This window comes from Pseudomonas sp. GYB4201, assembly GCF_056312595.1.
The window spans coordinates 50,024-73,280 of record NZ_JBWGIG010000017.1 but is presented as its reverse complement, the minus strand read 5'-3'; the positions used below and the strand labels follow the sequence as shown (position 1 = coordinate 73,280).

Below are 23,257 nucleotides of genomic sequence, written 5' to 3'. Positions count from 1 at the left end.
GTCGATATCCGTGTGTCACTTCAATTCTTTACGAATGCGCTGGATTTCCTCGTCTGCTAACTCCCATTGGCCAGATGGCGACAGCCCTAGATTGAAGCTGCCGATAATTTCCTTACCATTTTCAAGTGTCGCATGAAAGGTTGCGGTACTTGCTTCGGTTGTTTTAAAGCTGAAATCGATCTGGCCGCTCACTGTCGGGGAATAGGTGTAGCCCCAATCAGTAAGCCAGCCGTAAAAGAACGTGTCTTCTGTTAGCGGCGCCGAGCCGCTCTGGTTTTCGAAGGCACCAGCAATATCAAACGCGAATATCCCCTTGGTATTCGATGCCGCGAGGACTGTTCGTAGCTGCCAGGTGTTGTCACTGTGCCTCCAAGCGGCGTACCCCGTTTCTTCCGGTCCGTTATTGTCTCGCCATTGAATGGTGTCTGGAATGGCATTGATGGATGCAGACATGATGATTTTCCTTTTGTGCGGGTGTTTGCCGAATGCAATCCCGCCGCCATTCTGGAGTCATCACGTGTTGCTGACACCTGTCAGAACTTACAGTTGTTAACCTTTTTCAATCTGCGGTTACATGAATAGTTCCAACCATCTGCGGGTGCACCGTGCAGAAATACTGGAACGTACCCGCCGTGGTAAAGGTCCAGGAAAAGGTGTCATCGGTATCCAGCGCCCCCGAGCGAAACAGATGCCCGCTCTCCGCCACCGTGTGCGGGATGGGGTCGTGGTTGACCCAGGTCACCGTGGTGCCGGTGGGTATCTGCAGCGGCTGCGGGTCGAACATGAAGCCCTTGATGTCGATGCGCACCTCGGCGGCCTGGGCGCTGCCGGCCAGCAGCAGCGCCAACAACAGCCAGGCCTTCATGACGTCACCAGGGTGGCGTCGAGCAACGCCAGCGGGTGGTCTCCCTGGGTGGCGCGCACCTCGGTCAGGCCCAGGTAGTTGCGCAACTGGTCGGCGGCCACGGTCATGGGCCCGGGGTTGGGCGCCGCGCCCGGCGCCGGTTGCGGGTAGGCGGTGCCGCGTGCGGTGTGGAAGGTGATGTTGCCTTCCACCTTCTGGATCACCTGGTGGATGTGGCCGTTGAGCACCGTCACCGAGCCGTAGTCGCGCAGCAGGGCGATGGCCTGGGCGCCGTCCTCGGTGCCCCAGCCCCAGGGCTGGTAGATGGTCCACAGCGGGATGTGCGTGTACACCACCACCGGCGTGCTCTTGCTCACCGCGCGCAGGTCGTCGGCCAGCCAGGCCAGCTGGTCGCTGCCCAGGGTGGCCTCGTGGCCGGCCTGGAAGTTGAACACGTTCACCAGCGCGATGAAGTGCACGCCGTGGTCATCGAAGCTGTACCAGCCGTTGCCCTGGGTGCCTTTGCCGTAGCGTTGCAGGTACAACTTGCCGCCGCCTTCGTCCATGGTGTCGTGCTCGCCGGGCACGTAGTGCACCGTGGCGGGCAGGGCCTTGAAAGCCTGGTCGGCCAGATCGAACTCGTCCGGCCGCGACAGGTGGGTAATGTCGCCGGTGTGCAAAATCAACGCCGGGCGCACGGGCAGGGCGATGACCTTGTCGATGGCTATTTGCAGGGTTTTCAGCGGCTCGGGGTTGGCCTCCTTGTTGAAGCCGATGTGCGAGTCGCTCAGTTGCACGAACTGAAAGCCCGTGGCCAGCGCCTTGGGGTCAGTGGGCTGGCCGCTGCTGTCGAGGGCAAAGGCGCGGGGGATGCCGCCGCTCAGCGCCCACACCACGCCCGCGCCGGCCCAGGCCGAGCATTTGAGCAACTCGCGGCGCGTGGGGGCGTAGGCGGCTAAGCTGTCGGTGCGGGGGTGTCGGGTGGTCATGGCATGGCTCCGTCGCAGTTGGCTGACAGTCATCTAAACGGGGCAGGGGTGGGGTTTATTCCGCACATTTTTTTTATTTTTGCGGGAATAAAACCGCGCCCCTGGCGGTTACTTCACACAGGTCAGGTCAAAAGCCGCCATGAAGCGCTTCGAAGCCTTGTTCGCCCCGCACCTGCCAGCAGCCTACAACCTGGCACGCTGGCTGACCGCCAGCGACGCAGCCGCCCACGACGTGGTGCAGGAAAGCGCCTACCGCGCCTTCAAGTACCTGGACAGCTTCGACGGCGCAAACCCGCGCGCCTGGTTCCTGAGCATCGTGCGCAACGAAAGCATGAGCTGGCTGCGCCTGGCCGCGCACACGCCGTGGGTGGCCATGGACGACGACATCAGTGACGACGCGGCGCTGAACCCCGAGGGCATGGCCATGCAGGCCGAACACGCCCACTTGCTGCAACAAGCCCTGCAGGCACTGGCGCCGGGGTACCGGGAGGTCATCGTGTTGAAAGACCTGGAAGGCCTGCCGTACAAGGACATCGCCCAGGTGACGGGCGTGCCCATCGGCACCGTGATGTCGCGCCTGGCCCGCGCGCGGGCGGCGTTGCGGGTGCACTTGCAGGGGCTGCTGCCATGATCGACCACAGGGCGTGCCAGGCGTTGTTGACGGCCTATGTGGACCAGGAGTTGGCGCCCCAGGAGCGCGAGAATGTGCAGGCGCACCTGGCGCAATGCCCTGACTGCGCACGGCAAATGGCCGAACTGACACGCTGGGTGGCCAGCGTGCAAACCACCGCGCCACGCTTTGCCGTGCCGGCTGACCTGAGGGTGCTGCTGCGCGACATGGACGCACCGGCAGCCGCCAAACCCTGGCGGCAATGGTTCGCGCCGCTGGCCTCGGCGGCCATGCTGGCCCTGGCGCTGGTGCTGTATATCCACACGCCCACCACCGCGCCCGACCTTGTCGACGAAGCCGTCTCCAGCCACGTGCGGTCGCTGATGGGCCAACACCTCAACGACGTGGTGTCCTCCGACCGCCACACCGTCAAGCCGTGGTTCACCGGCAAGCTGGACTTCTCACCGCCGGTGACGGACTTCGCCGCGCAAGGCTTTCCGCTGCTGGGTGGGCGGCTGGACTACCTCCAGCACCAGACGGCGGCCGCGCTTACCTATGGCCACGGGCAGCACACCATCAATGTGTTCGTGATGCCCAGTGCGCAGCCCGACGCCGCGCGCCAGGCCCTGAGTAGCCGTGGCTTCAACCTGGTGACGTGGCGGCAAAACCACATGCAGTTCATCGCCGTCTCCGACGTTGAACCCGCCGAACTGCAGCGCCTGGCGCAATTGCTCTCCCCGTAGCAGCTGCCGCAGGCGGCGTCCGGGCCCAACGCGTAGTCAACTGATACACCGCTGACGCAGCCTTCGGCAGCTGCTACGGGGCTCGACACAACCCTTAACATTCCTTTGATTGCCACCTGGCCTGGTGCAGCCTTACCCTGCGCACCGTCTCCGAAGCCTCGGGGATCAGGTTTGACGACCTGCGTGGCACACCGCAGCACCATACCGCTTGTTTCAGGCCCCAACGCCTGAGATAAGTGTTATGGCAGCTGCGTGTGGGAGGCCTTCGCGCCTGCCGGTGCCACCGGTTCGTCAACCTGCACGCAGCTGCCACCCCGAAACTCAACCACCGTGGCAGCCCTTCACCCGCAAGGAGCTTTCGCCATGGACGCCTTCGTCGCCACCACCTTCTTCCGCCACAAGATCCCCTTGCGCGCCCTGATGATCGAAGGCCAGGCCTGGCTGTGCCTGCACGACCTGGGCCGGTTGATGGGCGTGCACTTCATCGAGCGCCGCACCCGCAGCCTCGACGACGACCAGCACCAGGAAGCCTGGGTCAAGGCGGACGGCCAGTGGGCCAAGCACCTGCTGGTGAGCGAAACCGGCGCACTGGCGCTGATCCTGCACAGCCACATGCCGGAAAACCGCGCCTTGCGGCAGTGGCTGACCCAGCAGGTGGTGCCCGCGCTGCGCCAGTCAGGTGCCGGCACCGCGCCGGCCATGGGCGCGATGCACGCCCAGGGCGGCGAGGTGACGGTGCTGTATTGGCAGGATGAGCCGTGGGTGCGCCTGAAGGACATGCCAGCCGTATTGCCCCGCAGCCGGCCGACGAAAGGGCAGTGGTGGCGGGTGTGGGGTTGATCCCTGTAGCAGCGGCCGCCGGCCGCGTCCGGAGCCCCGCGTTACACCTGTTACACCGCTGACGCAGCCTTCGGCAGCTGCTACGGGGTTTCAGCCGCACCTGTCAGTTCTTACAGTTGCGGGCCTCCCACCAGAAGCGCCCAATGATCGCTCCAGCCATTCGCGGAGCCCCAGACCATGCCCCTTAACCTCCGGCTACAAAAAAACCGGCTCTTGATCCACCCCATCATCCCCGGCCAACCGGCCGTGGTCGGCACAGCCCTGCCTGCCGCGGCCAATAGCCCCCGGGCAGTGCCCGACCTGAAGATTCCCGCCTCGGTCGACATCAGTGCCGCCCTGGGCGGCATCGGCTTGGGCCTGGTCAACGCTATCACCGGCTTGCACGTGGTGGTCGATCCCTACGTCAACATGAGCAGCAATGATGAAATCAAGGTGTTTTTCGACAACGTCCAGGTGCACATCCACACCGTGGCCATTCCCAATATTGCTGTCGACCTGCACATTCCCTACGGTGCGTTCAGGCCGGGCACCGACCAGACGGTCTCCATCCACTACACCGTGACCCGTGTCGCGGGCGCACAAGAAGCCTCGGTGCCGCGCCTTTATCGCATCAAGCTCACCCGCCCCGGCGGCGTCGACCCCAGCCCTGACCCGCAACACCAGAACCTCGTGGCTCCCGTGTTGCCGGCGCACATCATTGCCGACGGCGTCAGCGAGGCGGACGCCCAGGCGGGCTTCAAGGTGACCATCCGGCCATACCCCTACATGGCCGCCTACGACGTCATTGATCTGCGCTGGAACGGTTTTGCGCTACCGCCTCGGACGGTGCTCCCAAGCGAGGTGGGCGCCAGCATCGATATCGACATCACCGCCGCAGTCATCGCGCTGGGCGGCGATGGCCGGGATTTAATGGTTTTTTACCGGGTGTACGACCAGGTCAACAACATCTCGGAGGACAGCGTAGGCCAACCGTGGTCGGTGATTACGCTGGTGTTCGTGCACGCCAACCCCAATGCACTGCCAGTGCCAGAGGTACCCGACGCCCCCAATGATGTGTTGCGGCTGGACCACTTGGGCACTAATGACGTGTACGTGTACGTGTATCCCTACCCGCCCGTCTTTGTGCGGGGCGACCAGGTAACGGTTCGCTGGGATGGGCAAACCTCGACGGGCCAGCCGGAGGCATTCGAACAGACCTTGCCGGTAGGGAACGTGCCGGGATTGTTGCTGTTCACCGTGCCCAACGCCAAGGCGGCGGCCATTGGGGGCGGGCATGTGGATGTTTCGTACCTGCTGCAGGACGCGGGAGGGACCGCGCCGCCCAAGCCGTCCAAGTACCTGCGCATCGACGTCATCGGCGAGGCGGTTGGCGAGCCGTGGGCGGCGCCGCTGGTGCGTGATGGGACGGGGGCGTCGGTTAACCCGCTGAACCCGATCAAGCCGGGTACGAGCAATGAGGAAAACACCGCCACGCTGACGGTGACCGATGCACGGCTCAAGGTGGGCAATGTGCTGGCCGGCTTGTGGACGGTGGCGGGTGCACAGACCTCCTATGTGCCATGGGTGACAGTGACCACCGAGGGGCAGGCGCAGGCGCCGGTGCCGCGCGAGTTTATTGCGGCGGCAGTGGGCAAGCAGGTGGTGGTGGAGTATGTGGTGTTTCGTGATAGCGGCGGGGAGGCGATTGGTGCTTCCTTGCCCATGACGTTGACGGTATCGACGATTGCGCAAAGCGCATTGCCGCGTCCTTCTATTACGGAAGCAGGGGGCACGGATGAGCTAGATGTATCGGCGTTGACGGCGGATGCCACGGCTACGGTCGCGGCCTGGCCGTTTATTGATACGGCGCAGCGGTATTGGTTGGAGGCGCGTGGGACGTTGGCGGATGGAAGTGCTACTGAAATCATAGTCGCGGATAACTTACCAGTGCCAAGTTTGAGTGGGGTTGTGCAAGCAGTTCCTCTAGGTCGCCTGCAAGCTCTCAAAGATACAAGTATCTTGAGGTTGGAAATGCGTGTGGCGATCGGAACTGATCAAATATCTTATTTTCCGCTCCGGGAATATGTTGTCCGTGTGTTGGTGGACTTGCGTCCTGTAATCACGGATCTAAGGGACTCAAGAGGCACTGTTGCGAACGGCGAAACCACCACTGACTCGAGCATCACCTTGATAGGAACGGCTTCGCCGGGCAGGCAGATTCAAGTTTTGGATAATGGTGTTCCTGGTCAGATAGTTAATGTTGATGTTGGCGGGAGCTGGACTTCAGCGATATCATTATTAAATATTGGGCAGCATGTAATTTCAGCTAAGCCTCTTTACGGAAACGGGCTTCCTTCGGTAAATCGTGAGGTGATTCGGGTTGCCGAGTTGAGCATTGATAGCAGCAGAGCTGTGATCAGTGGAATGCATCTTTACTTGGATCCTACCTATCCTCCACCTTGGGCAAGGACGTCCTACGTACCAGCGGGTACGACGCTTGTTCGCCAGGCAACTGGCGGTATTGGTAGGATTGTCTATTCATCCGCTAACCCTCGGATTGCCGAAGTTAATGCGAACACCGGCGAGGTGAAAAGTGTTGCTAATGGCCAAACGACGATTTTTGCTGGAGACGCAGTGGGTAGTCAAGTCAGCTATCCGGTGACATGCTCTAGGGTGTACACAATAATTGCACACCCGCCTGGGCGGACGTTTACCTACCAAGAAGCGCGAAATTGGGTACTGTCTGATCCGCGCAATAGTGTGTTCGATCCCATACAAACTGAGTTTGGTAGGGAGATGTCTGACTGTCTATGGAGTTCGTTTGTCGGAGTGACGGACGCAGCTCATCACTCAGGCGCTTACCTTGCGTCCAATCCTACACAAACAAGCTTTTGGAGTTCAGTGCCTGGTCGAGCTATTGTATACGCTGGCCCGATATCGATGGAGAAGAGGTATGGGGCTTCTGGGTATAGACCGAAACTTCCTTGAATAGATTATTCAGATGTCGGCGCTCAGTTCGTCGGTTTTATAGGACTTGCGCTAAAGTACGGCAGCACCGTATCGTTTGTTTCGGGCGTCACGATTGAGATAAACGTTACGGTGCTCCGCAAGGGAGGCCTTCATGCAGCTCTTACCTCAAAATTCACCATCCGTGGCAGTCCTGCTACCAGTCGCCCGGCGAAAGGGAGTGGTGACGGGTGTGGGTGGTAAAAGGCAGAGGGCATACCGCCCCGTAGCAGCTGCCGGAGGCTGCGTCCCAGGCGCCGCAGTTTTCCAGGGAGAGCGCAGCGGGACCGGACGCAGCCTTCGGCAGCTGCTACAGGTGCGCACGGAACCCGCCGATCCGCGTCGCCTCCATCGCGGTCAAGGCCGGTTCCTACCGCGAACGGCGTAGGAACCGGCCTTAGCCGCGATGCAGGCGACGGCATTTCAAGACAGTTGCTGCGGGAGTCAAGAGTGACCGGCGGCAACGCCGCCCCCCGTTTCCGGGTCTATCGTTAACCCTGACACCCCCAAAACCAGGAGTTGCACGATGGACCTCAACCGTCGTCAGTTCTTCAAGGTCGCCGGCATTGGCCTGGCCGGCGCCAGCATCGGCGCGCTGGGCATGGCGCCGGCGCCGGCGTTTGCCGAGCAGATCCGCCATTTCAAGCTGGCCCACACGAAAGAGACCCGCAACACCTGCCCGTACTGCTCGGTGGGCTGCGGGCTGATCATGTACAGCCAGGGCGACGCGGCGAAGAACGTTGCGCAGAACATCATTCACATCGAAGGCGACGCCGACCACCCGGTGAACCGCGGCACGCTGTGCCCCAAGGGCGCCGGCCTGCTGGACTTCATTCACAGCCCCGACCGGCTGCAATACCCGCAGGTGCGCAAGCCGGGCAGCAATGAATGGACGCGGGTGAGCTGGGACGAGGCGCTGGACCGCGTGGCGGCGCTGATGAAGGCCGACCGCGACGCCAATTTCGTCGAGAAGAACGACAAGGGCCAGACGGTGAACCGCTGGGTCACCACCGGTTTCCTCGCCGCTTCGGCGGCCTCCAATGAAGCAGGCTACCTGACGCACAAGGTGGTGCGCAGCCTGGGCATGCTGGGGTTCGATAACCAGGCGCGTGTCTGACACGGCCCGACGGTGGCAAGTCTTGCCCCGACGTACGGCCGCGGTGCCATGACCAACACATGGACCGACATAGGCAACGCCAACTTGATTCTGGTGATGGGCGGCAACGCAGCCGAGGCGCACCCGTGCGGGTTCAAATGGGTGACCGAAGCCAAGGCGCACAACCAGGCGCGGCTGATCGTGGTGGACCCACGCTTTACCCGCACCGCCTCGGTGGCCGATTACTACGCGCCGATTCGCACCGGCAGCGACATCGCCTTCATGGGCGGGCTGATCAATTTCCTGCTCACCGAAGACAAGATCCAGCACGAGTACGTGCGCAATTACACGGACGTGTCGTTCATCGTCAAGGCCGGCTTCGGCTTCGAAGACGGGCTGTTCACCGGCTACGACGCGGCCAAGCGCACCTACACCGACAAGTCCACCTGGGGCTACGAACTGGGTGACGACGGCTTCGCCAAGGTCGACCCGACGCTGCAGGACCCGCGCTGCGTGTACCAGCTGATGAAGCAGCACTACAGCCGCTACACCCTGGAACTGGCCAGCCAGACCTGCGGCATGCCCATGGACGCCATGCGCAAGGTCTGGGACGAGATCGCCACCTGCGCGGTGCCCGGCAAGACCATGACCATTCTCTACGCCCTGGGCTGGACCCAGCACTCCATCGGCTCGCAGATCATCCGCAGCGCGGCTATGGTGCAGCTGTTGCTGGGCAACGTCGGCATGCCCGGCGGCGGCGTCAACGCCTTGCGCGGGCACTCCAATATCCAGGGGCTGACCGACCTGGGGCTGCTGTCCAATTCCCTGCCGGGCTACCTCACCCTGGGGCTGGACGCCGAGCAGGACTACGACGCCTTCATCACCAAGCGCACCCAGAAGCCGCTGCGGCCGGGGCAGTTGTCCTACTGGCAGAACTACAGCAAGTTCCACGTCAGCCTGATGAAGTCGTGGTACGGCGCCAACGCCACGGCCGACAACCACTGGGGCTACGACTGGCTGCCGAAGCTGGACATCCCCAACTACGACATCCTGAAAATGTTCGACCTGATGGGCCAGGGCAAGGTCAACGGCTACATCTGCCAGGGCTTCAACCCCATCGCCGCGCTGCCCGACAAGAACCGGGTGATGAAGGCCCTGGCCAAGCTGAAATGGTTGGTGGTAATGGACCCGCTGGCCACCGAGACCTCGCAGTTCTGGGAGAAGGTGGGGCCGTTCAACGACGTCGACACCGGCGCCATCCAGACCGAGGTCATCCGCCTGCCCACCACCTGTTTTGCCGAGGAAGACGGCTCGCTGGTCAACAGCAGCCGCTGGCTGCAGTGGCACTGGAAAGGCGCCGACGGGCCGGGCGAGGTGCGCACCGACGTGTCGATCATGAGCGCGCTGTACATGCGTTTGAAGGCCATGTACCAGGCCAAGGGCGGCGCGTATGCCGAGCCGCTGCTGAAGCTGTCGTGGCCGTACAAGATCCCCGACGAGCCCTCGCCCGAAGAGCTGGCCAAGGAACTCAACGGTGCGGCGGTGGTGGACTTCACCGACGCCACCGGCGCGGCCGTCAAGGGCGGCAGCCAGCTGGCCGGTTTCGCCCAACTCAAGGACGACGGCAGTACCGCCTCGGGCTGCTGGATTTTCTGCGGCAGCTGGACCGAGCAGGGCAACCAGATGGCTCGGCGCGACAACAGCGACCCCTACGGCATGAAGCAGCACCTGGGCTGGGCCTGGGCGTGGCCGATGAACCGGCGCATCCTTTACAACCGCGCCTCGGCCGACCCTGCGGGCAAGCCCTGGGATGAGAAAAAACGCCTGGTCTGGTGGAACGGCAAAAGCTGGGGCGGCACCGACGTGCCCGACTACAAGGCCGACGTGCCGCCGGAAGCGGGCATGAACCCATTCATCATGAACCCCGAGGGCGTGGCGCGTTTCTTCGCCGTGGACAAGATGAACGAGGGGCCATTCCCCGAGCACTACGAGCCGTTCGAGACGCCCATCGGCATCAACCCGCTGCACCCGGGCAACAAACAGGTGGTCAGCAACCCGGCGGCGCGCATCTTCGACTCGGTGTGGGATTCGCTGGGCCAGGCCAAGGACTACCCGTATGCAGCCACCAGCTACCGGCTCACCGAGCACTTCCACTTCTGGAGCAAGCACTGCCGCCTCAACGCCATTGCCCAGCCCGAGCAGTTCGTGGAGATCGGCGAGGTGCTGGCGGGCGAGAAGGGCATTGCGGCCGGCGACCGCGTGCGCGTCAGTTGCAAGCGCGGCTTCATCGAGGCGGTGGCGGTGGTGACCAAGCGCATCCGGCCGCTGCAGGTGAACGGCCAGGTGGTGCACCACATCGGCATCCCGCTGCACTGGGGCTTCACCGGGGTGACGCGCCACGGCTTCCTCACCAACACCCTGGTGCCGTTCCTGGGCGATGGCAATTCCCAGACCCCGGAATCCAAGTCGTTCCTGGTCAACGTGGAGAAAATCTAGATGGCCATTCAAGACATACTCGCGCAGTCGGCCACCACCACGCCGCCTTCGTCGGTGCGCCAGCTGGAGGAGGTGGCCAAGCTCATCGACACCACCAAGTGCATCGGCTGCAAGGCCTGCCAGGTGGCGTGCTCGGAGTGGAACGAGCTGCGCGACGAGGTGGGGCACAACCACGGCACCTACGACAACCCCATGGACCTCACGGCCGAAAGCTGGACGGTGATGCGCTTCACCGAACACGAAAACACCGCCAACGGCAACCTCGAGTGGCTGATTCGCAAGGACGGCTGCATGCACTGCGCCGACCCCGGCTGCCTGAAGGCCTGCCCCAGCCCCGGGGCCATCATCAAGCACGCCAACGGTATCGTCGACTTCAACCAGGACCACTGCATCGGCTGCGGCTATTGCATCACCGGCTGCCCGTTCAACATTCCGCGCATCTCGCAGAAGGACCACAAGGCCTACAAGTGCACGCTGTGCTCGGACCGGGTGTCGGTGGGCCTTGAGCCGGCCTGCGTGAAGACCTGCCCCACGGGCGCCATCGTCTTCGGCACCAAGGCGGACATGAAAGAACACGCTGCCGAGCGCATCGTCGACCTGAAAAGCCGCGGCTTTGACCAGGCCGGTCTCTACGACCCGGACGGCGTCGGCGGCACCCACGTGATGTACGTGCTGCACCACGCCGACCAGCCCGCGCTGTACGCCGGCCTGCCCAACCAGCCCACCATCAGCCCGCTGGTGGGGCTGTGGAAGGGCGTGACCAAGCCTCTGGCGCTACTGGCCATGGGGGCTGCGGTGCTGGCCGGGTTCTTCCACTACGTGCGCGTGGGCCCGCAGTTGACCGAAGAGGATGAAGAGCCGCACGTTGACCCGGCCGTGCACCAGGTCGACCCGGCGGTGCACACCTACGACCCCCGCGGGGAGGACCGGCCATGATGCCCAAGCAGATCCTGCGCTACACCGCCAACCAGCGCACCAACCACTGGCTGGTGGCGATCCTGTTCTTCATGGCCGGGTTGTCGGGCCTGGCGCTGTTCCACCCGGCGCTGTTCTGGCTCAGCAACCTGTTCGGCGGCGGGCCGTGGACGCGCATCCTGCACCCGTTCATGGGCGTGGCCATGTTCGTGCTGTTCATGGGCCTGGTGATTCGCTTCTGGCGCGCTAACTTTTTCATTCACAACGACAAGCTGTGGCTCAAGCGCATCGACCGGGTGATGCTCAACGAAGAGGAGGGCGTGCCGCCCATCGGCAAGTACAACCCCGGGCAGAAGCTGCTGTTCTGGACCTTGCTGGCCTGCATGCTGGTGCTACTGTTGAGTGGCGTGGTGATCTGGCGGGTGTATTTCAGCCAGTGGTTCGGCATCACCACCCTTCGCCTGGCGGTGCTGGCCCATGCCGCAGCCGCCTTCGTGCTGGTGACCAGCATCATCGTGCACATCTACGCCGGTATCTGGATCAAGGGTTCGGTGGACGCCATGCTGCATGGCTGGGTCAGCCGGGCGTGGGCGCGCAAGCACCACGCGTTGTGGTACCGCGAGGTGACCGGCGACAAGGTCACCGATCATCCCCCCAGGAGCAAACCTTGAGCAGGATTCTCGAACCGCAACACATAGCCGCCTCCAGCAGCTCGCCGCCGTTGTTCAGCCTGCCGCCGGAGGGGCTGTTCAGCCACCGCGCCGCGCGCTTGCACAGCCTGGCGGCTGGGCACGCGCTGGGCGAGTACCTGAATCTGGCAGGTGATTTATGCCAGGTGCAGCAGAGCCTGCTCGACCACCCACCGGCAGCGCCGACGCCTGCGCCCGAGCGCCTGCAGATGTGCCACCAGCACGGCCTGCCGCCGCTGGTGTTCGACAGCTTGGTGCGCGAAGGGGCCTGGCAGCCGTGGCTGGACGCCTTGCTGCTGCGCTATTCGCCGCCGGCGCAACCGGCGGTGCTGCAGGCGTTGCTGCAACTGGAAGGGGCCAGCACTGACCAGCGCAAGGTCTGGGCCCTGGGCCTGCTGAGCGGGCAATACAGCGCGGTGCCTGCCGCCGTGGCGCCGTTCCTCGGCGCGGCCCTGCAGGCAGCGTGGACCCACTGGCTGCTGGACATGCCGGGCATGGCGCTCACGCCCGGCCCGCACCTGAACCAGTGCCCGGCCTGCGGCTCGCCGGCCATGGCCGGGGTCATCCGCCACCGCGGCGCGTACAACGGCCTGCGCTACCTGGTGTGCTCGCTGTGCGCCTGCGAATGGCACGCGGTGCGGGTCAAGTGCATCTACTGCGAGAAAAGCCAGGGCCTGCAATACACCAGCCTTGCCACCGACCGCCACGCCCCGGGCACGGCGCCGCTGCGCGCCGAAACCTGCCCCCATTGCGGCAGCTACCTGAAGCTGCTGTACCTGGAGCACGACGCCGACGCCGAAGCGCTGTCGGCTGACCTTGCCAGCCTGCCGCTGGACCTGCGCCTGGACGAAGAAGGCTACCAGCGCCAGGCGCCGAACCTGCTGCTGTCCCCCGGCGCGTCCTGACGCGGCATTTCCCGTAGCAGCAACTGTCTTGAAATGGCGTCGTCTGCATCGCGACTAAAGTCGGCTCCTACACTATTCGTGGTAGGAGCCGGCCTTGGCCGCGATGCAGGCGACGCGGTCCACGGGGTATCCACGTTCGCGTAGCAGCTGCCGAAGGCTGCGTCCGGCCCCCCGGTGTTTCAAGGACTTCGCGGCGCGTTCGGACGCAGCCTGCGGCAGCTGCTACGGCACCTGGGTCCAGGCGCAGATTTGCGTGGGGCCCAGCAGCTGGGCGTGGGCCTGCACGCAGGCCGTGCGCAAGCGCTGCTCCAGGCTCGCCACATCGGCGTCTGCTTCGCTTGTCACCCCCAGGCGCACCAAGTGCGGCAACACGCCACGAATAGCCTCCGCTGCCCAGCGGTAAAAGGGCGACTGCGCGCCACCGCCCACCGGCCTTTCGCAGAACAGCCCCGGTTGCGGCAACCCGGCTTGGTCAAAGCACTCGATCATTCGCCCCGCCACCTCGCAATGCGGCGCGCCCGCGCGCAGGGCCGTGACGAACCACCGGCCCAGCTGGTCCCACAGTGCAACGCCCGGATGGGATTCAACGATCGGTTCCATGATCAGCAGCTCATGCAAGCCCATCACGCCCCCCGGCCATAGAAACCCCGCCGCCTTGCGCAGGAACTCCACAGGGTTCGCCTGGTGCACCATCACGTAACGGCCAATCACTGCATCAAAAGGCTGGCGGCTGGTGAATGTGTCGATTTCGTCGACGACAAAGCTTGCCTGCGCCAACCCCGCCAACCTGGCACGGTGGCGGGCCAGCGCTACGGCCTCGGCGCTGCGATCAATGCCGATGACCGCGCCCTCAGGCCCCACCCATTCGCTCACCAGCAGGGTCACGTCGCCCGCGCCGCAGCCCAGGTCCAGGACGCGCATGCCGGGCTCGATGCCCATTTGCTGGATCAGGCGCGTAGTGAAGGGTTCCAGCACTTGGGCCTGAAACATCAGGCGCTCCAGCTCCTGGGGCGAATGGCCAAATACATAGTCCACCATGATGATGCCTCCTCCGGGGTTTCAGGGCTGGGGCGCCAGGCGCGTGCGTTGCCGTTGCACCAGATGCTTCATGTGCGCCAGGTTCGCTGGCGACAGGCGCAACGCGGCGTCCACCCACTGGGCAGTGATGGTCAGCAGTTGCTCATGGCTGATGGGCATGGCCACCTCTCGCGCCGCATGCAACGCCGCAAGGCCGTTGTGGTGTGCCTGGGTTTCGTCGACGAAGGCGTGTAGCGCGGCCACGCCCGTGCCGGTGGGCACCACCCGGTCGACAACCCCCATGGCCAGGCACGCCTGGGCCGAGTAGGTAGCGCCGCCACTCATCATCGCCTCTGTGGCACGCGTGCCGATGCGCCGGCACAGCAGGCTGTAGCCGCCCATGCCAGGGAACAGGTTGAACACAATTTCCGGAAAGCCGAAGGTGGCTTGCTCCTCGGCTATCAGTACATCATTGGCCAGCGCCGCCTCCAGCCCACCGCCCAAAGCCGGGCCTTGCACCAGTGCCAGGGTAATCAGCGGCGACGCCTGATAGTGCATTATCCGCCGGTGCAGGATATCCACGCACTGCGTCGCGTATGCCAGCAAAACCTCGCGGTCGCGTCGTTCGATGCAGTCGACGAAATGTGCCAGGTCGCCACCCAGGCTGAAGTAGCCCGGCGTTCGCGACGCCCATGCATAGTAATCCACGGGCTGAAGGGCGCTGGTACGAAGCGGGCCTTCGGCGGTGCTCAGCGATTGGTCGTGCGCTTGGACATCGTCCAGCAGCTGTGGCGTGAAACTGGGCACGGCAAGCGGGGCAAAATACCCCCACAGCAAACGCCGGGTGGTGTCGTAGTGCGTGAGGTATTGCATGGCATGCCCTCGGTGTGGGATTAGCCATACCGTAGAGAAGCGCCGCAGAGGGCGATACTGGTAGGTTTGACAGGAAGCCATTGGCCAGCACCGACCTGGCACCGTAGCAGCTGCCGCAGGCTGCGTCCGGTAACCCCGCCGTTCCTGATGTTGCGTGGCGCGGCGGACGCGGCCTGGCGGCCGCTGCTACGCGCGTTCGAGGTTCAGCGGCTACGCTGTGGGGGTATTCACACCGGAGCCCCCTGATGCCCCCGCGCCTGCCCTCGGTCGACAGCCTGTTGCGCCACGCTGCCTGCCTGCCTTTGCTCGACCGCTACGGCCGTCCGGCCACCCTTGAAGCGTTGCGTGGGCTGCTCGATGACCTGCGCCAGGGCGAGGCTTCGCACGCTGTGGAACACACGCCTGAGGTGCTGCTGGGCCGCGTCAGCGAGCGGCTGCACGTGCAGCACCAGAGCCGCGTGCGCCGGGTGTTCAACCTCACCGGCACGGTGCTGCATACCAACCTGGGGCGGGCGCTGTTGCCCGAGGTGGCGATCGAGGCGGTGCTGGCCGCGGCGCGCTACCCGTTGAACCTGGAATTCGACCTGGCGACCGGCAAGCGCGGCGACCGCGACGACCTGATCGAGGGCCTGATTCGCGAGCTGACCGGCGCCGAGGCGGTGACGGTGGTCAACAACAACGCCTCCGCCGTGCTGCTGGCCCTCAACAGCCTGGGCGCGCGCAAGGAGGGCATTATCTCGCGCGGCGAGCTGATCGAGATCGGCGGCGCCTTTCGCATTCCCGACATCATGGCCCGCGCCGGGGTGAAGCTGCACGAGGTGGGCACCACCAACCGCACCCACGCCCGCGACTACGAGGCCGCCATCAACCCGCGCAGCGGCCTGGTGATGCGCGTGCACAGCAGCAACTACAGCATCCAGGGCTTTACCGCCCAGGTGCCCACCGCCGAGCTGGCGCAGCTGGCCCACCAGCACGGCCTGCCGCTGCTGGAGGACCTGGGCAGCGGCAGCCTGCTGGACCTGACGCGCTGGGGCCTGCCCGCCGAGCCCACGGTGCGGCAGGCCCTGGCCGACGGCGCCGACATTGTCACCTTCAGCGGCGACAAGCTGCTGGGCGGCCCCCAGGCGGGGCTGATCGTGGGCCGCAAGGAGCTGATCGCGAAGATCAAGAAGAACCCGCTCAAGCGCGCGCTGCGGGTCGACAAGCTGACCCTGGCGGCGCTGGAAGCGGTGCTGGGCCTGTACCGCGACCCCGACCGCCTGGCCGAACGCCTGCCCAGTTTGCGCCTGTTGACGCGCCCGCCAGAGCAGTTGCTGGCCCAGGCCGGGCGCCTGCTTCCTGCCGTGGCGCAAGCGGTGGGGCAGGGCTGGACCGTGTCCGTCGAGCCTGCGCTGGGCATGATCGGCAGCGGCAGCCAGCCGGTGGCGCGCTTGCCCGGCGCGGCGCTGTGCCTGCGCCCGCAGGTGTCCAAGCGCCTGCGCGGGCGCCAGTTGCTTGGCCTGGAGGCGCGCCTGCGCGGCCTGCCGATACCGGTGCTGGGGCGCCTGGACGACGACGCCCTGTGGCTGGACGTGCGCCAGTTGGACGATGAACCGGCGTTCCTGGCGCAGTTGCCTGGGTGGGCCGCGCCGTGATCATTGGCACCGCCGGCCACATCGACCACGGCAAGACCGCGCTGCTGGCGGCCCTCACCGGGCAGGCCGGCGACCGTCGCCGCGAGGAGCGCGAGCGCGGTATCACCATCGACCTGGGCTACCAGTACGCGGCGCTGGAACGTGATGCGCCGCTGACCGGCTTCATCGACGTGCCCGGCCACGAGCGCTTCGTGCACAACATGCTCGCCGGCGCCCAGGGCATCGACCTGGTGCTGCTGGTGGTGGCCGCCGACGACGGCATCATGCCGCAGACCCTGGAACACCTGGCCATCGTCCAGCTGCTGGGCATTCCCCAGGCGCTGGTGGCCATCACCAAGTGCGACCGGGTGCCGCCGGAGCGCGTGCGCGAAGTGCAGGCCCAGGTCGACCGGCTGTTGGCCGACGGGCCGTACGCGGCGGCGCGGCGCATTCCCGTGTCCAGCGTCACCGGCGCCGGCATCGACACGCTGCTCAAGACCCTGGTGATGATGCAACGCGAGCTGCGCCAGGCCCGCGACAGCGGTGGCTTTCGCCTGGCCATCGACCGCGCGTTCACGGTACCGGGCGCCGGCATCGTGGTGACCGGCACGGCCATCGCCGGCCAGGTGCAGGTGGGTGACGCGCTGCTGTTGGGCGCCGAAGGGCGGCCGGTGAAGGTGCGCGGCCTGCACGCGCAAAACCAAGCGGCCGCGCAGGCAGTGGCCGGCCAACGGGTGGCACTGAACCTCAGCGGCGAGCGCCTGGCGCTGGAACACATTCACCGCGGCGACTGGCTGGTGCCCGAATGGCTGTTCGCGCCCAGCCAGCGCATCGACATCGAACTGCAGCTGCTGGCCAGCGAAGCCAGGCCCTTCGAGCATTTCAGCCCGGTGCACGTGCACCTCGGCACCCAGGACGTCACCGCGCGGGTGGCACTGCTGGAGGGCAGCAGCCTGGCCCCCGGCGCCAGCATGCTCGCGCAGTTGCTGGTGAATGCGCCCATGCAGGCGGTGCGCGGCGACCGCCTGGTGCTGCGCGACCAGAGCGCCCAGCGCACCCTGGGCGGCGGCCGCGTGCTGGACCCGTTCGCGCCGTCGCGCCAGCGCCGCAGCCCGGCGCGGCTGGCGCAGTTGCAGGTGCTGGCCAGCGCCACCCACCTTGAAGGCGCCTTGCCGATGCTGCTGGCCCACAACGGCAGCGGCCTCGACCCGCAGCGCCTGGAACGCCAGTTCAACCGCCTGCGCGAGACCTGGCGGCTGCCGCCCGGGGTGCGGGTGGTGGCCACGCGGCAGGGGCCGTTGCTGTTCAACGAACAGCGCTGGCAGTCGCTGAAGGTGGCGCTGCTGGCACACCTTGAGCGCTTCCATGAGCTGGAAGCCGACCAGATGGGCCCCGACCGCGACCGGCTACGGCGCTTCGCCGCCTTGCCGGTGGAGCGCCCGGCTTACATCAGCCTGCTGGAGGAGCTGCTGGGTGAAGGGGCGCTGCTGGCCAGCGGGCCGTGGTTGCACCTGCCCGGCCACCAGCCGCAATTGAACGCTGCAGACGATGGCTTGTGGCAGCAACTGCGGCCGTTGCTGGAGGCGGGCGGCATGGACCCGCCCTGGGTGCGCGAGCTGGCCAGCGCCAGCGGCCACGACGACGCCAGCGTGCGCCTGCTGCTGCGCAAGCTGGCGAGGCTGGGGCAGGTGCACCAGGTGGTCAAGGATCTGTTTTACCCCGACGCCACGTTGCGGCAAATGGCGGCTATGCTGAGGCAACTGCACGGGCTGGGGCCAGATATCCAGGTCACCGCGTTTCGTGACCGGGTGGGCCTGGGCCGCAAGCGCAGCATCCAGGTGCTGGAATTCTTCGACCGCATCGGCCTGACCCGCAGGCTGGGCGAACACCGCCGCCTGCGCCTGGAAAACCCCTTGGCGCAGGACGGCTGAACCCTTTACAGGAAGGCAATCGCGCCCGGTGGCGCGGCCGGGCTTCAAACCCGGTTGGGGACGGCAGCCGTTCCCGGGCAGGTTCGACTCCGGCTGCCTTCCGCCATTTTTGTGTGGGCCCTGGGACGCAGCCTTCGGCAGCTGCTACGGGGACCTTGGACGCGGCCTTTGGCCGCTGCTACGGGGCTTCTCGTAGCAGCGGCCGCAGGCCGCGTCCGCAGGCTACGCGGTGTTGGTCAATACCCGCGTGCGCGGTCAGCCAGGTTGTGGAGGGGTTGCTCGCTGAGGAAGCGGTCGAGGTTATCCAACAGGATGTCGGCAATCGCCTCGGCGCCGCGGGTGGAGATGGCCGAGGTGTGCGGCGACAGGCGCACCTTGGGGTGGCTGTACAGGCGGTGGCCGTCGGGCAGCGGCTCGGGTTCGGTGACATCAAGCGTGGCGAAGCCCAGCGGCCCATGGTCCAGGGCGTGTAGCAGTGCTTCCTGGTCCAGCAGCCCGCCACGGGCGATGTTGATCAGGTGCAGCCCCGGCTTGGCGCTGGCCAGCACTTCGGCGTTGATCAGGTGGCGGGTGTCGGGCGTCAGCGGCGCCGCCACCACCAGGTGGTCGGCCTCGGCGAACAAGTGGTGAATGTCACGCGCCGTCTCCACGCCAGCCACGCCCAGCGGCGTGTCGCTCTGGCGCAGGGCAATCACCCGCAGGCCCAGGGCCTGGGCCTTGTGCGCCAGGGCCGTGCCAATGGAGCCAAAGCCGAGGATGCCCAGGGTCTGGCCTTTCACTGGCGTCAGCGCAGTGAACTGCCAGTCGGCGTTGTTCACCCAAATGTCGGGCAGGTGCTTGTTGCGGGCGAAAATCGCCGCCAGGGCGAACTCGGCAATCGGGTCGCTGGCACTGCCGCGCGCGGTGGTCACCGGCAGGCCGTCGAACAGCCACGCCGGGTAGAAATCGATGCCCGACGACGCCAGCTGAATCCAGCGCAGGCCATAGGGCCAGCCCGGCGGCGGGGTGTCCGGGGCCTGGTAGCCGCGCACGTTGATGGGCCGGCCCATGAGAATGCGCGCCTCGGGCGGCAGGTCGCTGGGCACCCCCATCGGCACCTCTATCACCTTGACGCCGGGGTGGGTGGTGGCCAGGCGCGCACGCAGGGCCTGGTTGAACGGCGCGTCCAGCTGGCTGGCGATGACCAGGTCGCTCATGACGTGACTCCTGTGCTGAATGCGGCGAAGGCGGCCTTGCCGACGCCGGTGAAAATGGCGTCGTTCTGCGGCGTGTGCACGCGGCTGCAGAGCACGTCGCGGTAGTGCCGCTGCAGCGGGTTGTGGCGCGACAGGCCAGGGTTGCCCGAGGCCTGGATGGCCAGCTCCACCGCGCGGATGGCGTTGTCGGTGACCAGGTACTTGATCTGCGCCGCGTGCTGCGGCGCGGTCAGGCCCTGGGCGGCAGCGTCCAGCAGGCTGCGGTTGTTGAACAGCAGGGTGTCGAGCTGGCCGACGGTTTCCTGGAAGCGCGGCAGGCTCGACAGCGGCGCGCCCAGGTTGGACGGCGTGCGCTCGGTGAGCCACTGCACCAGCCAGTCCCGGGCCGACTGCGCCACGCCGTCGTACACGGCAGACAACAGCACGGCCATCCACAGCAGGCCCTGGGCGTCCAGTTCAGCCGCAGGCGCACTGGCCGGGCTGACGCTGACGGCGTGGTCCAGCGGCACCAGCACGTCATCGAAGGTGATCTCATGGCTGCAGGTGGCGCGCATGCCCAGGTGGTCCCAGGTGTCGACGATGGCGATGCCCGGGGTGTCGCGGTGCACCAGCCAGGCGCCCACCAGCGGGTCGGCGTCGTCGCTGCGGGCCCACACGCTGTACCAGCTCAGGCCGTGGCTGCCGGTGGAGTAGATTTTGGTGCCGCTCAGGCGCCAGCCTTCCGGCGTGCGCCGGGCGATGGTCGCCGGCAGGCCGCCGCGCGCCGGGGTGCCCAGGTCGGGCTCCACGCGCAGGGCGTTGATCAGCGCGCCGTTGCGCACCGCGTCTTCGCTGACCTGTTGGCGCAGCGCCTCGGGCCAGTTGCTGAACGGCAGCCGCGCATGTTGCAGGTACTGCATCACCAGGATCAGCGCCGTGGACGGCTCGCCCCGTGCCACGGCGGCGATCACCTCGCGCGCCTGGGCCAGGGTGGCGCCGCCACCGCCGTAGGCCGTGGGCACGGTGTAGCCCAGCAGGCCATGGCGGTGCAGCAGGGCGAAGTTGGCCGCCGGGAACTGCCCGGTGCGGTCGTGCAGCTCGGCGCTGGCGGCCAGTTGCGCGGTCAGCGTCGGCAGCAGGGTGCGGTAGCTGAATTCGCTCATGCCAGTTCTTCCTCGGCGGGAGCCTTGGCGGCGGCCGGCGCGGCGTTGCGGTTGGCTGGCACGGCCAGGCCCAGGTGTTCGCGCAGGGTGCTGCCGGTGTAGGCGTCGCGGAACAGGCCGCGCTGCACCAGCACCGGCACCACCAGCTCGGTGAAGTACTGCAGGCCGTCGGGCAGCACCGAGTTGATGATGAAACCGTCGGCAGCGCCGGCCTTGAACCAGTGCTCGATGTGGTCGGCGACCTGCGCAGGGGTGCCGACGAAGTCACGCTTGGGCCGCGAGAAATACAGCGCCACCTTGCGCAGGGTCCAGTCGTTGTCGCGCGCCAGTTCGATGATGCGCTCGCTGCTGCCCTTGTGGCTGTTGGCGCCCAGGTGGCCGACGTCGGGGAAGGGCGCGTCCAGCGGGTACTGGCTGAAGTCATGGTCGTTGAACGGCCGGCCAAGGGCGACGATGGCGTCCTCGATGCTGACCAGGTCCACGGCCTGCTGGTAGCGGCTTTCCACCTCGGCTTCGTCACGGCCGACGATGGGACGGATGCCAGGCAGGATGGCCAGTTTGTGCGGGTCGCGGCCGGCGTCGGCGGCGCGGCGCTTGAGGTCCTGGTAGTAGGCGCTGGCCTGCTCGAAGTTCTCGCCGTGGACGAAGATCGCGTCGGCGTTGCCGGCGGCGAAGTGGCGGCCGTCCTCCGAGGTGCCGGCCTGGAAGATCGGCGGCTGGCCCTGGGGCGAGCGGGCGATGTTCAGCGGGCCCTTCACCGCAAAAAACTCGCCCTTGTGGCCCAGGGTGTGCAACTTGGCCGGGTCGAAGAACTGGCCGGTCTGCTTGTCGTAGGTGAAGGCGTCGTCTTCCCAGCTGTCCCACAGGCCCTTGACCACGTCCACGTGCTCGCGGGCGATGCGATAGCGGGTGGCGTGGGCCGGGTGCTCGGGCTTGCCGAAGTTGTCGGCGGTGCCGCTGAGCCACGAGGTCACCACGTTCCAACCGGCGCGGCCGCCGCTGAGCAGGTCCAGGGAGGCGAACTGGCGCGCCACCTGGAACGGCTCGGTGTAGCTGACGGTGACGGTGGCCACCAGGCCGAGGTGCTCGGTGGTGGCCGCCAGCGCCGAGAGAATGGTCAGCGGCTCGAAGCGGTTGAGATAGTGGGGGCTGGATTTTTCGTGGATGTGCAGGCTGTCGGCGATAAAGGCGAAGTCGAACTTGGCGGCTTCCGCCAGCTGCGCCTGCTGCTTGTAGAAGGCAAAACTGGTGCTGGCGTTGGGCAGCGCCTTGGGGTGGCGCCATTCGCCCCAGCCGTGGCCGACGCCGTGGATCATGGCTCCGAGTTTGAGTTGGCGTTGCTGGGTCATGGTCATACTCCTTTGATCAATCACTGGGCGCTGGCGGCGAGGGGGGTGCTGGCGTTGAAGCTGGGGTCGAAGCCGTGGGACACGTCCACCGGCTTGGTGAGAATGCCTTCGCTGCGGTAGAGGTCGGCGGTCTGCTGCAGGCCCTTGATGACCTGGGCGTCGATGGGCACGCGTTCCATGTGGGTGTTCTGCGCGGCGGCCAGCTGGATCTCCAGCGGCAGGCCGGTGACCTTGGCCATGGCGGCGGCGTATTCACGCGGGTGGCCGTTGGCCCACTGCCAGGCACGGTCGACGCGGGCGACGAAGTCCTGCAGCTGCACGCGCTTGTCGGCGATGGCCTGGCTGGTGGCCGCCAGGTACAGGTGGTTGGTGAGCAGCGTGGCGCCACTGACCAGCACGCGCTCCTGGCCGCTGGCGGTGGCCACGGTGGTGTACGGGTCCCAGGTGGACCAGGCGTCGACGCTACCGTTTTCCAGCACCACCCGCGACTCACTGGGCAGCAGGAAGGCGAAGGTCACGTCGCTGGTCTTGAGCCCTGCCTCGTGCAAGGCCTTGATCACCAGCAGGTGGCCGATGGAGCCCTTGGTGGTGACGATGCGCTTGCCCTTGAGGTCGCCCACCTGCTGGATGGGCGAGTCCTTGGGCACCAGCAGGGCGGTGGTGTAGCGGCCGTTCATGTGGGTGATGCTCACCACTTTCAGCGGTGCACCGGCGCCCAGGGCGAACACGTAGGGCGCATCGCCCAGCGCACCGACGTCAACGGCGCCGGCGTTCAGCGCCTCGCCCAAGGGGGCGGCGGCAGGGAATTCGGAAAAGTCGATGGTGTAAGGCACGTGTTCAAGCTCACCGGACACCTGCAGCAGGGCCTTGATGGTGGACTTCTGGTTGGCGACCTTCAGCGGTTGCAGGTCGGCGCCGTGGGCCAGGGTGGCGGCCAGGCACAGCAGGGCGGTGGACAGCAGGCGAGGCAAGGGCATGTGAGTGCTCCATAGGGCGTGTAGCAGCGGCCGCCAGGCCGCGTCTA

At 66.1% G+C, this 23,257-nt stretch carries 19 protein-coding genes and 1 tRNA gene; 11 read left to right on the top strand and 9 right to left on the bottom strand.

The window, feature by feature from the left end:
• Positions 1-15: 15 nt before the first annotated feature.
• From AC0Z2B_RS17580 to AC0Z2B_RS17570, 3 genes are all read right to left on the bottom strand, one after another.
• The gene (locus AC0Z2B_RS17580) at positions 16-453 is read right to left on the bottom strand and encodes a hypothetical protein (RefSeq protein WP_476298324.1); all 438 of its coding nucleotides are present in this window, start codon (positions 451-453) and stop codon (positions 16-18) included.
• A gap of 106 nt (positions 454-559) precedes the next feature.
• Positions 560-865, bottom strand: a complete 306-nt coding sequence (locus AC0Z2B_RS17575; protein ID WP_476298322.1) for a plastocyanin/azurin family copper-binding protein — start codon at positions 863-865, stop codon at positions 560-562.
• The gene (locus tag AC0Z2B_RS17570; protein WP_476298320.1) at positions 862-1,833 is read right to left on the bottom strand and encodes a metallophosphoesterase family protein; all 972 of its coding nucleotides are present in this window, start codon (positions 1,831-1,833) and stop codon (positions 862-864) included. Before AC0Z2B_RS17570 ends, AC0Z2B_RS17575 begins: the two co-directional genes overlap by 4 nt.
• Before the next feature lie 139 nt (positions 1,834-1,972).
• On the opposite strand from AC0Z2B_RS17570, the gene AC0Z2B_RS17565 reads away from it, so the two are divergent.
• The 8 genes from AC0Z2B_RS17565 to fdhE all read left to right on the top strand — a co-directional run bounded on the left by AC0Z2B_RS17565 (position 1,973) and on the right by fdhE (position 13,112).
• Positions 1,973-2,464 (top strand): sigma-70 family RNA polymerase sigma factor, encoded by a 492-nt coding sequence (locus tag AC0Z2B_RS17565; protein WP_476298318.1) that lies wholly within the window; start codon positions 1,973-1,975, stop codon positions 2,462-2,464.
• Positions 2,461-3,186 carry an anti-sigma factor family protein gene (locus AC0Z2B_RS17560; protein WP_476298316.1) on the top strand — a complete coding sequence of 242 codons (726 nt, stop codon included), beginning with the start codon at positions 2,461-2,463 and terminating at the stop codon, positions 3,184-3,186. Before AC0Z2B_RS17565 ends, AC0Z2B_RS17560 begins: the two co-directional genes overlap by 4 nt.
• Positions 3,187-3,549: 363 nt before the next feature.
• Complete coding sequence (locus tag AC0Z2B_RS17555) at positions 3,550-4,026, top strand: BRO-N domain-containing protein (RefSeq protein ID WP_476298314.1); 477 nt, start codon at positions 3,550-3,552, stop codon at positions 4,024-4,026.
• Positions 4,027-4,203: 177 nt separating this feature from the next.
• A complete protein-coding gene (locus AC0Z2B_RS17550; protein WP_476298312.1) occupies positions 4,204-6,993 on the top strand; it encodes an Ig-like domain-containing protein in 2,790 nt (929 codons plus the stop codon).
• Positions 6,994-7,537: 544 nt separating this feature from the next.
• Positions 7,538-10,603: a formate dehydrogenase-N subunit alpha gene (gene fdnG, locus AC0Z2B_RS17545; protein ID WP_476298310.1), complete on the top strand. Its 3,066-nt coding sequence runs from the start codon at positions 7,538-7,540 to the stop codon at positions 10,601-10,603.
• Positions 10,604-11,539 carry a formate dehydrogenase subunit beta gene (gene fdxH, locus AC0Z2B_RS17540; protein WP_476298308.1) on the top strand — a complete coding sequence of 312 codons (936 nt, stop codon included), beginning with the start codon at positions 10,604-10,606 and terminating at the stop codon, positions 11,537-11,539.
• A complete protein-coding gene (locus AC0Z2B_RS17535; protein ID WP_473002281.1) occupies positions 11,536-12,189 on the top strand; it encodes a formate dehydrogenase subunit gamma in 654 nt (217 codons plus the stop codon). The genes fdxH and AC0Z2B_RS17535 overlap by 4 nt, the downstream gene beginning before the upstream one ends.
• The gene (gene fdhE / locus AC0Z2B_RS17530; protein WP_476298306.1) at positions 12,186-13,112 is read left to right on the top strand and encodes a formate dehydrogenase accessory protein FdhE; all 927 of its coding nucleotides are present in this window, start codon (positions 12,186-12,188) and stop codon (positions 13,110-13,112) included. Before AC0Z2B_RS17535 ends, fdhE begins: the two co-directional genes overlap by 4 nt.
• A 222-nt stretch (positions 13,113-13,334) precedes the next feature.
• On the opposite strand, the gene AC0Z2B_RS17525 is transcribed toward fdhE, so the two are convergent.
• Positions 13,335-14,150 carry a class I SAM-dependent methyltransferase gene (locus tag AC0Z2B_RS17525; RefSeq protein WP_476298305.1) on the bottom strand — a complete coding sequence of 272 codons (816 nt, stop codon included), beginning with the start codon at positions 14,148-14,150 and terminating at the stop codon, positions 13,335-13,337.
• A 21-nt stretch (positions 14,151-14,171) separates the two neighbouring features.
• Positions 14,172-15,083, bottom strand: a complete 912-nt coding sequence (locus AC0Z2B_RS17520) for a crotonase/enoyl-CoA hydratase family protein (protein WP_476298303.1) — start codon at positions 15,081-15,083, stop codon at positions 14,172-14,174.
• A gap of 164 nt (positions 15,084-15,247) precedes the next feature.
• Between AC0Z2B_RS17520 and selA the strand changes: the two genes are divergently transcribed.
• From selA to AC0Z2B_RS17505, 3 genes are all read left to right on the top strand, one after another.
• Positions 15,248-16,636 (top strand): L-seryl-tRNA(Sec) selenium transferase, encoded by a 1,389-nt coding sequence (gene selA, locus AC0Z2B_RS17515; protein ID WP_476298301.1) that lies wholly within the window; start codon positions 15,248-15,250, stop codon positions 16,634-16,636.
• Complete coding sequence (gene selB, locus AC0Z2B_RS17510; protein ID WP_476298299.1) at positions 16,633-18,546, top strand: selenocysteine-specific translation elongation factor; 1,914 nt, start codon at positions 16,633-16,635, stop codon at positions 18,544-18,546. Before selA ends, selB begins: the two co-directional genes overlap by 4 nt.
• 10 nt (positions 18,547-18,556) lie before the next feature.
• Positions 18,557-18,652 (top strand) — tRNA-Sec (locus tag AC0Z2B_RS17505).
• 130 nt (positions 18,653-18,782) lie between these two features.
• Here the strand turns inward: AC0Z2B_RS17505 and AC0Z2B_RS17500 are convergent.
• The 4 genes from AC0Z2B_RS17500 to AC0Z2B_RS17485 are packed head-to-tail and all read right to left on the bottom strand — an operon-like array spanning position 18,783 to position 23,210.
• Positions 18,783-19,742, bottom strand: coding sequence for a D-isomer specific 2-hydroxyacid dehydrogenase family protein (locus AC0Z2B_RS17500; RefSeq protein WP_476298297.1), 960 nt, complete (start codon positions 19,740-19,742; stop codon positions 18,783-18,785).
• Positions 19,739-20,884, bottom strand: coding sequence for an acyl-CoA dehydrogenase family protein (locus AC0Z2B_RS17495; protein WP_476298295.1), 1,146 nt, complete (start codon positions 20,882-20,884; stop codon positions 19,739-19,741). Before AC0Z2B_RS17495 ends, AC0Z2B_RS17500 begins: the two co-directional genes overlap by 4 nt.
• Positions 20,881-22,233, bottom strand: coding sequence for an LLM class flavin-dependent oxidoreductase (locus AC0Z2B_RS17490; protein ID WP_476298293.1), 1,353 nt, complete (start codon positions 22,231-22,233; stop codon positions 20,881-20,883). The genes AC0Z2B_RS17495 and AC0Z2B_RS17490 overlap by 4 nt, the downstream gene beginning before the upstream one ends.
• A 20-nt stretch (positions 22,234-22,253) precedes the next feature.
• On the bottom strand, positions 22,254-23,210 hold the full coding sequence (locus tag AC0Z2B_RS17485) for an ABC transporter substrate-binding protein (RefSeq protein WP_476298291.1): 957 nt from the start codon (positions 23,208-23,210) through the stop codon (positions 22,254-22,256).
• Between the last annotated feature and the right edge of the window lie 47 nt (positions 23,211-23,257).